At 51.4% G+C, this 14,678-nt stretch carries 12 protein-coding genes; 8 read left to right on the top strand and 4 right to left on the bottom strand.

Annotated features, from left to right (window positions below; translation table 11 throughout):
- Nucleotides 1–28: 28 nt before the first annotated feature.
- From SH580_RS20510 to SH580_RS20500, 3 genes are all read right to left on the bottom strand, one after another.
- The gene (locus SH580_RS20510; protein WP_319832682.1) at nucleotides 29–616 is read right to left on the bottom strand and encodes a hypothetical protein; all 588 of its coding nucleotides are present in this window, start codon (nucleotides 614–616) and stop codon (nucleotides 29–31) included.
- Between the two features lie 349 nt (nucleotides 617–965).
- Nucleotides 966–2,702 (bottom strand): beta-glucuronidase, encoded by a 1,737-nt coding sequence (gene uidA, locus SH580_RS20505; protein WP_319832681.1) that lies wholly within the window; start codon nucleotides 2,700–2,702, stop codon nucleotides 966–968.
- Between the two features lie 35 nt (nucleotides 2,703–2,737).
- A complete protein-coding gene (locus SH580_RS20500) occupies nucleotides 2,738–5,092 on the bottom strand; it encodes an FAD-dependent oxidoreductase (RefSeq protein ID WP_319832680.1) in 2,355 nt (784 codons plus the stop codon).
- 190 nt (nucleotides 5,093–5,282) lie between these two features.
- On the opposite strand from SH580_RS20500, the gene SH580_RS20495 reads away from it, so the two are divergent.
- The 8 genes from SH580_RS20495 (at nucleotide 5,283) to trxA (ending at nucleotide 13,913) form a co-directional block, all read left to right on the top strand.
- Nucleotides 5,283–6,449 (top strand): substrate-binding domain-containing protein, encoded by a 1,167-nt coding sequence (locus SH580_RS20495; RefSeq protein WP_319832679.1) that lies wholly within the window; start codon nucleotides 5,283–5,285, stop codon nucleotides 6,447–6,449.
- A 104-nt stretch (nucleotides 6,450–6,553) separates the two neighbouring features.
- Nucleotides 6,554–8,119: an FAD-dependent oxidoreductase gene (locus SH580_RS20490; protein ID WP_319832678.1), complete on the top strand. Its 1,566-nt coding sequence runs from the start codon at nucleotides 6,554–6,556 to the stop codon at nucleotides 8,117–8,119.
- A 140-nt stretch (nucleotides 8,120–8,259) separates the two neighbouring features.
- Nucleotides 8,260–9,552, top strand: coding sequence for an SGNH/GDSL hydrolase family protein (locus tag SH580_RS20485; protein WP_319832677.1), 1,293 nt, complete (start codon nucleotides 8,260–8,262; stop codon nucleotides 9,550–9,552).
- A 139-nt stretch (nucleotides 9,553–9,691) separates the two neighbouring features.
- Nucleotides 9,692–11,848, top strand: coding sequence for an LPS assembly protein LptD (lptD, locus tag SH580_RS20480; RefSeq protein WP_319832676.1), 2,157 nt, complete (start codon nucleotides 9,692–9,694; stop codon nucleotides 11,846–11,848).
- 18 nt (nucleotides 11,849–11,866) lie between these two features.
- A complete protein-coding gene (locus SH580_RS20475; RefSeq protein ID WP_319832675.1) occupies nucleotides 11,867–12,643 on the top strand; it encodes a segregation and condensation protein A in 777 nt (258 codons plus the stop codon).
- Between the two features lie 6 nt (nucleotides 12,644–12,649).
- Complete coding sequence (locus SH580_RS20470; RefSeq protein WP_319832674.1) at nucleotides 12,650–12,916, top strand: hypothetical protein; 267 nt, start codon at nucleotides 12,650–12,652, stop codon at nucleotides 12,914–12,916.
- 44 nt (nucleotides 12,917–12,960) lie between these two features.
- Nucleotides 12,961–13,572: a hypothetical protein gene (locus SH580_RS20465; RefSeq protein WP_319832673.1), complete on the top strand. Its 612-nt coding sequence runs from the start codon at nucleotides 12,961–12,963 to the stop codon at nucleotides 13,570–13,572.
- A 23-nt stretch (nucleotides 13,573–13,595) separates the two neighbouring features.
- Nucleotides 13,596–13,913 carry a thioredoxin gene (gene trxA / locus SH580_RS20460; RefSeq protein WP_319832672.1) on the top strand — a complete coding sequence of 106 codons (318 nt, stop codon included), beginning with the start codon at nucleotides 13,596–13,598 and terminating at the stop codon, nucleotides 13,911–13,913.
- A gap of 138 nt (nucleotides 13,914–14,051) precedes the next feature.
- On the opposite strand, the gene tsf is transcribed toward trxA, so the two are convergent.
- Nucleotides 14,052–14,645, bottom strand: coding sequence for a translation elongation factor Ts (tsf, locus tag SH580_RS20455; RefSeq protein ID WP_319832671.1), 594 nt, complete (start codon nucleotides 14,643–14,645; stop codon nucleotides 14,052–14,054).
- Nucleotides 14,646–14,678: the final 33 nt, after the last annotated feature.

The following is a 14,678-nucleotide window of genomic DNA, read 5'->3' as shown; positions in this document are numbered from 1 at the left end:
TTCGTGTTTCAGATATGGACCGTTATCATTAAGCAGCGACGCAGTCAGCTTTCTTACGCTTGACCCAGTAGAGCCCAGCACTCCCCATCAACATCGACACTGCGACACCTGGTAGTGGTTGACCGCTGGCGGATTGAGGTGCTCCCCCACTAACGCGAAACGAAAGTTGCGCATAATCGCTTCCATTTTGGCCATAGTTCCCACCAAAAAATAAAGAATCCGGACCATTGAACGTGCTACTATATTCCCAACCACGGTGCCCCAAGTCCCGAGTGTAGGAAGTGCTCGTCGTGCCTTGATCACCACTAACGAAGAAAAACAAGCTATCGCCAGCTACAAAATTTCCAATATCGATGGACGTGCCAGTCACGCTCACATCCCTCAACGTGACTTCGTTACTACTGCTAGTAATTTCGACCGTCAAAGTATCCCAGTCCAGAATGTCATAACCATCAGCGGAAGACTCGATAAAGAAGTCCAAACTTAAGCTGCTATCTTCCACAACAGTCAGGCTGCTGTAGTCATAATTTACATAGTCGCCATATTGGTAAGCTGCCATGACTGACGATGCGCCGGCAATGAGACTAAATAAGGAAAATGTGAGTGCCCTTTTCATGATGATTCTATAATTAAAGATTAAAAATAATGAGTTTAACGTAGCCACTATCTGCTACTTTGCAATAGACAAAGCAACAAGTATACCCAATCAAAAATAACGCCAATTAAAACACAAAAACACCGTGCCATATAAAAACATAAGAAGTTGCTTTAAAGACACTTAAGAATCAATTTAAAACATCAAATAAAATTCTAAAAAATTAATCCCACGACTCGCCTACATCTAAATTCAAGATCGAACTGCAATTAATACAGCGCAAATTACATAATCGGTAAATATTTCCGAATGCGCAAAATAAATCTGCCGGGCAGCATCCACCCAGAGCACCAAGTCAATCGCACACGCATCATTGGCCTGTCCACAAGCGACGCACCGTATGCGCTGCCATCTTAGGATGCCGATTACGAGTAAAGAGCCCCTTGCGATTACCATTCACTCGCGTGTAAGACTGCTGAGTTTTAAAATCAGCAAACGCCCAGACATGTGTACCAACCATCCAGGGTAAATCCTTGACCGCATTATACTGCTTCTCAATCGTTTGCGCCTGATACTCTTCAGTGAACATTGCTGGCGGATCACTATGAATACCGGCGACTGCATCCGCACCAAATTCGGCCAGCATAACCGGACAATCAAATTCTTTGTTAAAGGCCTCCAAATTATCTATCAACTTCTGCAAAGAACCGTCAATATCCCCCGGATCGCTATACCAACCATAGTATTTGTTGACCCCGATCATATCATAAAACTCAGCTCCTAGGTTATTGTCCGGCCACTGATGCGCGACAAACATAATGGGCCGCGTCGCATCCATACTACGTGCTTTATCCGCCATGCCTTTGAAGAATGTACGCCCAGCTTCACTACGCACATTAGGCTCGTTCGCCATTGACCACAAAATCACACTTGGATGATTATAATCGCGCACAATCATCTCCTCAATCGTATCCTGGGCACGCGCCAGCATATCATCAGTATATAGATGCTCTTTTAAGCCAACAAATGGAGTTTCTGCAATCACCAGCATCCCGTGTCGATCGGCATAGTCCAACATCTCCTCCGCATATGGATAGTGAGTTGTTCGAAAAGAATTTGCCCCCATCCAGCGCATTAAATCAAAATCCCGCACCACACAGCTCGGCATCCACCCCTTCCCAATTACTGGGAAATCCTCATGTTTGCCCACTCCACGCAAGAAAATAGGCTGATCGTTTAGGAGTAGCGAATGTCCCTCAACTCGTATGGTGCGCACCCCGACAGCCTGAGTATAGTAATCGAGCAGCTCACATTTCGATGATACCAATTGTAATTCCAACTGGTAGAGGTGCGGATCCTCCGGCGACCACAAGCGAACATTCTCGATCACACATTCCCCGAACACCGAGCACTGATCCACGGGAAATACATAACGTTTTCCATCCACCACCGCTTGCAACTCAGCTGCCCCCTCACCGCAAACCGTGGTCCGCAGGTGCAAATGCCCTTGCGTCCCTTGAAAATTTGTCGCGACTTGCAGGGATTCGATTTTGGCCGCCCCGGTCGTGTATAACCAAACTGGACGATGAATACCACCCGACGGAAAAAAATCATAAGCCACATCGGGCTTGGCACTACACTGCCCAGCCGCTCGATCTTCATCGCTACGCGCCTGACCTGGAGGTAAATCATAATGCACCAAGGTATTATCAACCGCAATACTGAGTCGCTGCGTCTCGCCATAGCGCACATATGCAGTCAGTTCAAATTCAAATGGCAAATGCGGCCCACGGTGCTGCCCCAGCAAATGCCCATCCAGCCACACGCGCGCGTTGCCAGCAGTGCTGCCGATACGTAACCAAACGCGTTGCCCCTGCCAGCCATCAGGCACAGTAAACTCACGCTCATACCAGCCCTCACCAAAGAAATCGTGTAAATCACGAGCTTGCTCATTCCAACTCCCAGGCACTGCCAGCTCATGCACATCACCCACCAGACCATTCTCCCAAGCCTCTGATCCAGAGCACGCATTGCGGTCTGCTTTAAAACGAAAAAATCCGGAAAGTTCATGCGCTTGGCGCATTTGATTTTGTTTAACAACTAGCATAATAAAAAACTTCAATAAATCGATTCGACACGCCCTCAGGCATAGCAACGAATCTCTGTGATAGCAGCGGAAGGATCTCCTCCTGTCCGCGTCACAACAACCCTTAGACGCCGTGTTGTAATCGTCGCATCGAAACGATGAATACGCTGCCGCTGGTAGTTGCCGGTCACCTGCAACACGCATCGCCAAGCGCCTCCATCCCAACACTGCAATTCATATTCCGTGGGCAACTGAGGATCACACCAAAATGGCGGATATTTATGATGTTCCAGTAAAATGTTACCTGGAAACGTGAGCTCGACTCTGGAGCAGCAAATTTCGTCATCCCAAACAAGTTCCAAGCTCTGCGGCAGGGTTTCTGCCGCATCAGAACGCCAGACGTTTGTCGCACGATATGGACGCGTCACCCCACTCAAGACGCTCGCAGCAGGCCAGACAGATTGCGCCGGCACCACTCGTATGGCATTGGTACATGCCTCCCGCCAACGCTGCATTTGACCTGGCTGGAATTCAAAAGCGGCAGGAAAACCAGGTATGGTATGAGCCGCGGTATGCCAAACCAGAGCATCATTTGACATAACGTCCAAACGCACATAAGCGCAAGATCCTGTCGTCTGCACATGACAAGGCCAATCCAGCCAACCGTGATGATTCGCAGGCACATTCAAATGAACTTCGGCAAGTATGTTTAGATCACCGTCAAAAGGATAATCCCAAATATGCTCGGCCTGCACCAATCGCAATCGTAGTTTCTGCGATGACGCCTCTTGATTCGTCAAATACAGCCCCACAGACTCAAGTTGCGGCGTGGAAATAGCAATCCATTGTGAGCGCAACTGCCTAATTCGATCAGCAGACATCCAATACTGCTGAAGCGCCGAATCCTGACTATAGCAAGGTTCTACGAGTTCAAAACTGGCCTCACTGGACGCGCGTGCCTGAGCCTGCAATGCGAGATCTTTAACATCCTCGTTTTTAGCCGAAAGTAAAAAGCAACCTGCACGCAACAGAGTTTGCTGCACCTGCTGCATATATTGCTGAGCGACCGCCGGCACTTCACATTCTTGGCCTACAGCCACGGCGGCTGTCACGCCTGCTGCCTGCCCGGTCAAAGCAGTCGTGCCCATCACACGTACCGTCCCCAGACCGACGTGCGTCGCACTGATATTTCGCCCGGCCATTAATAAGTTATCAAGATCCTTGGAGATCAACATTCGCAACGGAATACGATAGGGGCCGCAATTCACTCTAGGATTATAATGCTCTTCCGGCACTTCACCTTCGCTTCCATCCAATAATAATCCCCCAGGATGGTGCAAATCCACATACCAGCCACCATAGGCGATCTCATCCTCAAATGCACGTTTCTCCAGTGCATCATTCTCGGTCAACAAATAGCGTCCCATAATCCGGCGACTCTCCCGCTTTCCAGGCACCTGGCCAATCCAGTCGATCGCGTGGTTCACCAATTTTTCCTTCATTTCAGGATCACGATTCTTCATCCAATCCCAAATGCCTAGGACGTGTCGCGTTAATTCATGTCGAATTTTCTCACTGTCGTAAATCGTATGCCAGGGCGCACTGATTTCAAACCACCAAAATCCACCACGAGCATCCTGATACGAGCGTTTATGACATTGGAAATACTTCGCATCCCGATGCTCGACCGCCCAAGACGGTGGTCGATATGCGCACGGGCGCCCGGTATCACGGGTGCGAAAATGGATCGAATTCCCCATCACTCCCGTCGATGCCTGATCCAAGCCATGGGGCTCATTAAACTCATCACGACTCTCAGCACCCATGCGCCACTCACACCCCGCTAAATCAGCCACAATTCCATCACCACTGGCGTCGATAAAGATCTTAGCTCCGATCAGCAAGTCCAGCTCCGCATGATTGACCTGACAACGTACCGCTGCGATACGATTCGATGTATTACAAGCTGGACGATGATAGTAGCCATGCTGTATGTGTGCCGGCTCCGATGCACCAACAGGCGCCGAACCATTTTGAGCCCCATGCATAACGACATTCAAAATACTCGTGTTCAGATGTAAGCTAAGATTAGGCGTACTCACCGCCAGATCATAGAGCACCATATCCCACACGCTGTTCATTCCGCCAGTCTCCATCGTTTCCTGATGGTTCCTTGCGCGCTCCTCGATCAACAATTCAGAAAGAATACCCGTCTCACGAGCATACGCATGACAGGCGGCCGCACCATGCGGTGTCACCCGAATTTCACTCGACGAATTCCCTCCCAACACCGGGCGATCCTGGATCAAGCAAGTTCGCACACCTTCACGCGCCGCCGCGACCGCAGCACTCAAGCCAGCTAAACCGCCACCACATACGACGACATCATAATGTTCTTCAATTTGCTTCATAGGTATTTGCTCGCAAAGTATTCGTGCTTACGGGCAATCACACGGCCTCCGGTTATCGCTCGCCGGTTTGCTTATCTTGCTGGGTTTATTAAGTAGGTATAGACAGGATAAAAGTTGCCTCGAACGATATTTAGAGCAAGATACTTTTTATCCATTTCGCATACAATCACGTCACCCCGACCGAAGAAAAATGCATCCTTACCCCAAAAAGAAACACTTCCGAGTCGTCCTATCTTTAAACACCCAATACTCAGTTGCCCGAGATTTCCTAGCAGGGTTCTACCACACGATCCGTCCGACCAAAGATTGGCTAGTCATGCAGGCAGACAGCAGCCCAGAAGGACTGGAAGCGGCCATAAAATGGCAACCCGATGCCATGATTCTAACCTCTGAGTCGCAAACAATCGAGCGATGCGCCCACACAAACATCAACATACTCTACACGATGTCGCTCTCCAATACCGGCCAGCTCCCTTGGATCGGGATGGATGAATATGCCGTAGGCGCCACGGCTGCCGCCCACTTACGCAAAGCCGGATATCGGAATGCCGCGTGTATCTACCAATCGAATCACACTGGCTCGGTGCGCCGCATGCAAGGATTTTGCCAATCCATGCAAGCAGCCGGTATCAAAGTCATCCTCTACACAGACAGCCCCCAAGGTGGCTCACGCTCACGCCTCTATGCCGCAGAAGATCCCGCTCTGGAAAAGTGGCTGGATAACCTGCCCCCCTCCACTGGCATCTACGCATGGTCCGACTTCATTGCACTCTGGATTACTGAAGCGTGCTTTCGTAAGAACATAAAAATCCCAGGCAAGCTCGGGATCGTCGGCACCAATAACGAATCTGACATATGCATGGCCGCTTGGCCTAATCTAGATAGCGTGGTGCTGAGATTTAAAGAGATCGGCAAAGCAGCGGCACAGTGGGTTGAAGCCTTGGAACTGGGCAAACCGCCCCAACTGCCGCGCCCCTTTTCCCCAGTAGGCGTGAACCGCCGCCGTTCAACTCTCCTCCAAATAACAACCAACTCCGAACTGGAGCCGATGATCAAGGCCTTCCACGCGATCCCCATCGCTCAACTAAATGTGCAAACATGGCTCCGACACTGCCCGATCTCACGCCGGACACTAGAGCGTAAAATACGCGAAGAGTCCAACCTATCACTACGTGAGTTAATCGATCTACGTCGGCTGGAAGAAGCCGAACACTTACTCGCCAACACGAACCGAACGGTGGCAGACATCACCCAGGCCTGCGGCTTCTCAACCACACGCTCACTGGAATTACTATTCAAAAAACATCATAATCAAACGCCCGCCGCATTTGGAAAAGCTTGCAAGACATCTTTCTAAACTTCACGACATTCTAACAAAATGCATAAATTTGTTAAATGAATGCTTAAGATTACCAAGTATCTTTGATTGATAAAATCAGAAACACCCTAGAGACTCACTACATGATTCAAGCCGAATCCTTTCAGCCAAACGACGACCAAGCTCCCAAGCGCTCAGCCGCGCGCACCTTTAAGACCGACATCTGTGTCTATGGTGGCAACTCTGGCGGAGTCATTGCCGCACTCACTGCGCGTAAAAATGGGCAAACGGTCACTCTACTGGAGCCAAGCAATCATCTAGGAGGACTCACCTCGGGCGGCCTGGGATACAGCGACATCGGCAACAAATTTGCCATTGGTGGGCTCGCACGCCAGTTTTATGAACGCATGGGTAAGAAGTATGGGCAGGACGAAGCATGGCTCTTCGAACCTCAAGTGGCCCGCAGTGTTTTCGAAGAATGGCTCGATGAGATGAACATCGTATGCCATTTCGGCAGTTTTTTGGACACCGTGCAAATGCACCAGGGCCGCATAAAACAGATCACGACTCTAAACGGAATCACCGTTCAGGCAAAACAGTTTATCGACACAAGCTACGAAGGAGACCTAATGGCGAAAGCTGGGGTCAGCTATACCGTTGGACGTGAAGATAATGATGTCTATGGAGAAACCTACAATGGCCAGCAAATGCTGGACAAGCATCAGTTCAACTTTGATGTCGATCCATACATAGTCCCCGGCGATCCCGCCAGTGGTCTGCTGCCAGGCATCGACGATGGCCCCTACCAACAGGGTAAAGGCGACCACCGTGTGCAAGCTTACAACTTCCGGCTGTGCCTGACCGACGACGCCACTAAACGCGTGCCATTCACCCAGCCGGAAAATTACAATCCAGCTGATTACGAGCTATTACGTCGCTATTGCCAAGCCGGCTACATCCCGGAATTCGATAAATTTGACCGCCTGGTCAACGACGTATACGACATGAACAATTGGGGTGCGATTTCCTCCGACTACATCGGTATGAATCACGACTACCCTGAAGCCTCTTACGCCGAACGGGAAAAAATCTTTCAAGCACACGTCACCTGGACCAAAGGGCTGCTATGGTTCTGGCTCACTGACCCATCGGTCGACAAGAGCTTTCAAAATCGCTTCCGCACCTTCGGATGGAACGCAGAGGCTTTCAAGGAGAGTGATCACTTCCCTCCCGCTCTCTATGTCCGCGAGGCACGACGAATGGTTAGCGATGTGGTCATGACCGAACATCACTGCACCGGTTACGAAATTATTTCAGATGCCATCGGACTCGCCGCATACGTAATGGACTCCCACAATTGCCGCCGCATCGTCGTCGACGGCAAAGTTCGCAACGAAGGCGATGTACAAATCCACTCCGGCCCGCCCTATCCTATCTCCTACCAGTGTATCGTACCCAAACGTGGAGAATGCACCAACCTGTTCGTTCCTTACTGCCTCTCGGCATCGCACATAGCTTTTGGTTCCATCCGGATGGAACCTGTCTTTATGATCTTGGCACAGTCCGCTGTTGAAGCAGCCACAATTGCGATTAAAAACCGTGTCGATGTGCAAGCGGTCTCCTATACCAAGCTCAAATCTCGCCTACGCCAAGTCAATCAAATCGTCGAACCAGTCCCGATGGTTAACGACATCCAAGCGGGCGAATAATTCTGAGGCCCACCTAGCTTTGCTATGCTCGGCCAACTATTTCCCTCTAATACAAAATTGACAAACCATTAATTCGACGTCGTATTATGTCGTCAATTTGATTCCTGTCCCCACCAGCACGCCCCACCCTTTCATTCGAAATGATCCACTACAAAACCTGCTTTAACCTGCTCTGTTTACAACTGAGCATCTCCTTATCACTCCCCTCAATCACTAGCGCTGCACCCGCCTTACAAGAGAACGATTTGATCGCGATCTGCGGCGACTCGATCACCGAGCAACGCAAATACTCCGTCAACATGGCAGCGTATTTTTTAATGTGCCAACCAGAAAGCGGTCTGCGCAGCATGCAACTCGGCCAAGGTGGTGAAAACGCCAGCATCTTCTCGAAACGCTTAATTTCCGAAGTACTGCCCTTTCAACCGGACGTGGTAACGACTTGCTACGGAATGAACGATGGTGGCTATCAAGCTTTGAATGATGATCGTGCTCTTCGTTTTCGTGAATCCACTCAAAAATACATCGACGAACTCCGTGCTGCTGGAGTGCGGCGCATCGTGCTCGGCGGTCCCGGCGCGGTCGATCCGCAAACGTTTTCACGTTCAGGGCGGCCAACGACGGCCGAGATCTACAACCAAACGCTGAGCAGCTTATCAGACATTGCCCGCGAAATCGCAGCCCACAACAACCTGATCTTTGTCGACATTCACACCCCCATGCTCGAAGTCATTCATCAAGCCGAAGCCAAATATGGCCCCGAATACTACGTGGCTGGCAGCGATGGCATACACGCCAGTGATAATGGTCAGTTCATCATGTCCTACGCATTTTTGAAAGCGCTCGGTTGCGATGGCCAGATCGGCACCATCACGTACGATGCCGAAACTGACACCGCCACCGCCACATCCGGCCACACCATTCTGTCTGCTCAACTCGGGGCGATTGATCTGGAATCCACGCGCTACCCCTTCTGCTTTGCCGGCGATCCCAGCAGTCCCAACTCAAGCATCGGCATGTTGGAGTTTATCCCATTCAACCAAGAACTCAACCGATACATGCTGGTAGTGAAGCATGCGCCCGCGCAACAAATGAAAGTGACCTGGGGCGAGGACAGCAAGGTCTTCTCCGCTGCCGAACTAGCGCAAGGCATCAACCTCGCCGACGAGTTTCTGAACAGCCCCTTCTATCCCGCCTTCAGAAAAGTCGTCACCGCCCTCCATGCACAACAAGGCTACGAATCTCGCACCATTCGTCCGCACTTGAAGATGCTCTTGGATTGGGAACAAGGTTTCCCGGAAGCCTTCAATGAAAAGCCTGAACTCTTTGCCTGGCAAAAAACGAAGATCATCGAACGCGCCGCCGAACGTGTCGAAGCAACCGCTCAAAAAGTCGTGCCTGTCCAGCACCGCATCGTCATTGAATCCGTCGAATAAATTCGATGGCGAGCGCTTACGAAAATCACAACAACGCCTCGCCGCCATTGAACCAGGCCTCCGCAAGCAATCAGTATAGTGCACACATGAGGTATAAAAGACTTGTCCACTCAAAACACGCGGCTCATAGTCCCGCCCCGTGCTAGTTAACGCTCGGAATACCTCACTTTTCTTTTCTCTGACGCTTTCAATTTCGTTGAATGCGGCTCTACCTGAACTCAGCTCTCTGGAACCCCTAGAGTTCGATGAAGCTTCGCAACGCTTGGTCGCCCGCGGCGATGCCCGTCTCGACTTCGATCATACCCGGATTCGAGCGGATCGAATCACCTATTACCAGGAATATTCGTTGGCAGATGCCGATGGCAACGTGGTCATTTCACGCGACGGCGGACGTCTGCTAGCCGATCGACTCAGCTACGATGGCCAACAGAACGTTTTTTCAGTCGATCTACTACGCACAGGGCAATGGCCTTATTACGTGACAGGCGTCAGCGCCGGAGGCACCACCGAAGACACCACAATCAACGGCGCGACACTCTATTACGGAGCCCCCAGCCAATTCGGACTCAGCGCTAGCTCCAACGAAGTACGCTATATCAGCAACGAAACGGAGCAATATGTCTCCATGGATGGTGCCACCTTTCGTCTCGGAACTGTGCCCTTTTTCTATATCCCGAGCTACCGACACTATTTAGCCGGCTCCCCCTACATGGTCGACCTCAACGCAGGCTCCGACAGCGAACTGGGCTACTACTTACAAACGACAACCTTATTTCCAGTGAACTCGTGGCTACGCGCAGGGGCCAATCTGGATGTTTATAGCCAACGGGGCGTCTTAGCCGGCCCCACCGCACAATACACCTATAACACTTCCAGCCAACGCATAGTCGGTGCCCTCAGCACTGGGGCCATCCACGACAATGGAAGCCAGTCCGAGCGGGGGCTGGATGCCTTCGACAACCCAATTGACGCCGAACGCGGATTTGCCGAATGGCGCCACAAACACCACATCGGCGAACGGTTCACTGGCACTGCCTCCATCAGCTATTGGTCCGACTCAGAAGTCACGCGTGATTTCCGCGACGACATATATAGCGATAATGAACGCCCCGACTCCTTCGCAGAAGCCGTCTACGCCGGTGATAATTACCTAATCTCGGCCTTCGGACGCTTCGATCCCAATCAATTTCAGACCGTACAAGAACGCAGCCCTGAAATCCGTTTCGACCTGTTGCCAATTCCCATTTTCAATACAGGCGCATACCACCGCGCCTCGGCGAGTTACGTGCACCTAAGCGAAGACTTTGGCGACAGTGCCCCTTTACTCACCGTTGAGGGAGAATCCGACCGCTTCGACCTGACTTACCGCATCGAACGCCCCTTTCTGCTCACCGACTGGCTCACACTCAAGCCTCTGGCCGGCGCATGGTTCACACAATATGAGAACCAACAACTCGATCCTGGATTTTTCACACCGCCTGCCACTTTAAACGCAGACAGCTTCAGTCGCGACATCTACGAGCTCGGCTTCGACCTGGAAGCCCGTGCCTACGCCAGCTACCCCACAGTCAACAAGACCTGGGGCATCGACGGCCTGCGCCATTTCGTACGTCCCGTGCTGCGCTATCGCTACTTCTCTGACCCGGATGACATCAACGAAATCGCCACCATCGACCGCGAGGTATTCGACTTGCAGCGGCCCCTACTGGATCTCAGCGACTTGCGTAACGTCGACCAAATAGCCGACACACACTTGGTTCGACTCGGAGTCGAAAATCTATTCCAAACACGCGCCCAAGGCTACGGCTCCCGCACCCTAGCAGCACTGAACTTCTATCAAGACATTCTCTTTGAAAAGAGCCTTCGCTACGACGGCGACCAAGAAGACACCTTCAATGCCACCTGGGTAGAACTGGTGCTCAACCCTGCACCATGGCTCAAATTTGACCTAGCGAGCCGCTTTAAAACCGAGAGCTTAATGCTCGAAGAACTACGCACCCGCACCACCATTCAGAGTGGCGAGGTTTGGGAACTCGGCCTATCCACCGACTTACTCAATCAACGGATCGATCAATATCGATTGGATTTCATTTACCGCATCAACGAACGCTATGCCTTCCTCTCCGATGTCAATTTTGACGCTGACACAGGTGAATTCACCAAGATTAAGCTAGGCTTACGCACACGTATCGGCAGCACTTGGGAGCTGGTCTACGCCATCACCTTCCGCGAAGATGCCAGTCGCGAGAGCGATGTTGAATTTCAACTCCAACTGCGCCTCGCCAGCGGCGAATAATACACTCGCCCCCCAGACATGGAAGAAGCACTCATCCCGGATCACGATTTTTCCATTCGTCTGCCCGCATTTGAAGGGCCACTGGACTTATTGCTTTACCTCATCCGACGCAGTGAAGTCGACATTTACGACATACCGATCGCACGCGTTACCGAGCAATATATTGAAATTCTCGGCTCGATGGAAAAACTCGACCTCGAAGTCGCGGGCGAATTCTTCGTGATGGCTTCCACCTTGATGTACATCAAGAGCCGTATGCTGCTCCCCAAAAAGGATCAAGGCGCCAATGAAGACGTCGAGGAAGAAGATATCGATCCCCGCTGGGAACTGGTTCAGCAATTGCTCGAATACCGCAAATTCAAAGAGGCTGCCGAAGATATCCGTAAGCTAATCCTTAATAGTAACGACCTCATCGCCCGCATTGGCCCCAAAGATGCCGTCGAGGCGATTGAGCGCCCCCTCAAACCCGTCGATCGGGTCGACTTGTGGAACACATTCAACCAAGTTCTACGCCGCCTAGCCGAACGTATCGACGAAGGCCAAATCAATGCCGAGCAAGTCACTGTCTCCGACCGAATGGAAATCGTGCTCCTGCGTATACGGCATCAGCCCCGCTTTCTATTTTCAGAACTCTTCGAGTCCACCACAACGATCACCACAATTGTTGCAACCTTCCTTGCCGTGCTCGAATTAACCCGTTTAAATAAGATTTCAATTCAACAAGACCAGGCCTTCGGCGACATCTGCTGTATGCGTGTCGAACACCCGGACCTCACCGCACCCAAGTTTGATTAATTTCCAATGAATCGTCTCGGTAACAATCACAACTCACCTTCCAAAAAGCCCGCTGCTCACCTAATCGGAGTCGGCCTGGACAACAAGGACGGCCACAAGCGTATCACACAAGCAGAGCGCTTCGCCATCGTGGGCGGCTCTCAAGAAACACATGAGCGCATGACCGAGACTGTGGTGAAAACCTTTGAAACCCTCGACCGCAAGGGCAAGACCCTCGAGACCGTGGACAAAAAAGAACTCAGCGACATCATTAAAGATAACACACCTGATTAAGGTCCACTTGACAGGCAGCAAAGCTCACATAGCCTACTCCCACTATGACAGACCCCAACAACGAAAATTCAGCCAACACCCCAGCTAACAACGAAGCCGGCAAGACAGTCAACGGAACGGCAGCCCACTCACAGCCTGCGGCCCCGAGAAAGCCAGCTGCTCCAGTCACTCCAGCTGCACCGGCTGCCCCCAAAACAGCTCCAGTGCCCTCCTTCGAAGAACTTGCTGAGCGCAAAGTATCCGCAACACCAGCGATGCCAGCCGCCCCCGCCAAACCAACGCCCCCGAAAAAACCGGCCAAACCCACACTCTCATTTGAGGAACTCGCTGAGAGTAAGCCCACACCGGCCACTCCAGCCAAACCCGTCGCTCCGGCCGCTCCAGCCAAACCCATCGCTCCGGCCGCTCCAGCCAAGCCTGCGACCGCGCCTTCAGCCGCTGCGAAGCCTGCACCCGCCGCTGCAAAGCCTGTCGCCCCCAAACCGGCGACGCCTAAGGCCGCGGCCCCCCAGTCCACCGCAAGTAAGCCGTCCATCACCATCGATGAAGACAAAGGCACCAGCGTCGTCGGCCTCATCATCGATGCCGTCGCGGCAGCCGTGGCGATCGCATTTGCAGTCTTGCTCTTACAAGACACACTCCCTTTCCTAAAATAAACACGTCAATAAACAAAGACATTATGTCCGATAACATCACAGAACTCGATAGCTCTAATTTTGATTCCACAGTGGCCGGCGGCTCTGCCCCAGTCGTTGTCGACTTTTGGGCTCCATGGTGTGGTCCCTGCAAGGCGATCGCTCCTATCCTCGAAGAACTCGCTACAGAACTCGGCGACGCCGTTAAAATCTGCAAGGTCAATGTGGATAACAACAGCGAAATCGCCAGCAAATACGAGATCCGCGCAATTCCAACCATCCTGATCTTCAAGGGTGGTTCCGTCGCAGAAACCGTAGTCGGCCTCACTTCAAAAGACGATCTCAAGGCCAAGCTGGTCTAAGATCCACGCTCTGCAAAAGTCAGTTTTCTCAAAACAAAAACCGCATCCGTAAGGATGCGTTTTTTTTGTCTCACTTCTAAATAAAAAAGCCCCGCATCCGTTAAGATGCGGGGCTTGAAAATAAAAAACCTAAACTGTTTACGCGCCGACTTGGAAACGAGCGAAACGTTTCACTTGCATATTTTCGCCCATCTTGGCGATCATTGCAGTCAATAGCTCTTGAACCGTTTGATCAGGATTCTTCACGAAAGCTTGCTCCAATAGGCAAGACTCGCTCAAAAACTTGTTCAGCTTGCCTTCAACGATCTTCTCGATCGCTTGTGCAGGCTTACCTTCAGCTTGGCCTTCAGCAACTTTACGCTCTGCAGCCACAATTGCTGGATCGATATCGTCACGAGAAACGCAAACGGGGCTCGCGGCTGCGATGTGCATCGCGATATCTTTCACGAATTGCTTAAAGTCATCAGTCTTGGCAACGAAATCACTTTCGCAGCTAACTTCAACCATCACACCGACCTTACCACCGAGGTGGATGTAAGTGTCAATCAAACCATCGCTGGCGTCACGACCTGCTTTTTTAGCGGCAGTGGCCATGCCCTTCTTGCGAAGGAGTTCAACAGCTGCTTCGAAATTACCTTCGGACTCAACCAAAGCTTTCTTACAATCCATCAGTCCAGCGCCTGTGCTTTCACGCAGTTCGCCAACCATTTTTGCATTAATTTGTACGCTCATATTATTTAAATCTTATAAGTTTCAGATTTGGAG

It is taken from the genome of Coraliomargarita algicola (genome assembly GCF_033878955.1).
Classification (GTDB): Bacteria; Verrucomicrobiota; Verrucomicrobiia; order Opitutales; family Coraliomargaritaceae; genus Thalassobacterium; species Thalassobacterium algicola.
The sequence above is the reverse complement of the archived record's forward strand: the minus strand, read 5'-3'. Positions and strand labels throughout refer to the sequence as shown.

Coding starts and splice junctions, on each gene's coding strand:
- SH580_RS20510 (WP_319832682.1), bottom strand. CDS start 616: ATGAAAAGGGCACTCACATTTTCCTTATTTAGTCTCATTGCCGGCGCA.
- uidA (WP_319832681.1), bottom strand. CDS start 2,702: ATGCTAGTTGTTAAACAAAATCAAATGCGCCAAGCGCATGAACTTTCC.
- SH580_RS20500 (WP_319832680.1), bottom strand. CDS start 5,092: ATGAAGCAAATTGAAGAACATTATGATGTCGTCGTATGTGGTGGCGGT.
- SH580_RS20495 (WP_319832679.1), top strand. CDS start 5,283: ATGCATCCTTACCCCAAAAAGAAACACTTCCGAGTCGTCCTATCTTTA.
- SH580_RS20490 (WP_319832678.1), top strand. CDS start 6,554: ATGATTCAAGCCGAATCCTTTCAGCCAAACGACGACCAAGCTCCCAAG.
- SH580_RS20485 (WP_319832677.1), top strand. CDS start 8,260: ATGATCCACTACAAAACCTGCTTTAACCTGCTCTGTTTACAACTGAGC.
- SH580_RS20475 (WP_319832675.1), top strand. CDS start 11,867: ATGGAAGAAGCACTCATCCCGGATCACGATTTTTCCATTCGTCTGCCC.
- SH580_RS20470 (WP_319832674.1), top strand. CDS start 12,650: ATGAATCGTCTCGGTAACAATCACAACTCACCTTCCAAAAAGCCCGCT.
- SH580_RS20465 (WP_319832673.1), top strand. CDS start 12,961: ATGACAGACCCCAACAACGAAAATTCAGCCAACACCCCAGCTAACAAC.
- trxA (WP_319832672.1), top strand. CDS start 13,596: ATGTCCGATAACATCACAGAACTCGATAGCTCTAATTTTGATTCCACA.
- tsf (WP_319832671.1), bottom strand. CDS start 14,645: ATGAGCGTACAAATTAATGCAAAAATGGTTGGCGAACTGCGTGAAAGC.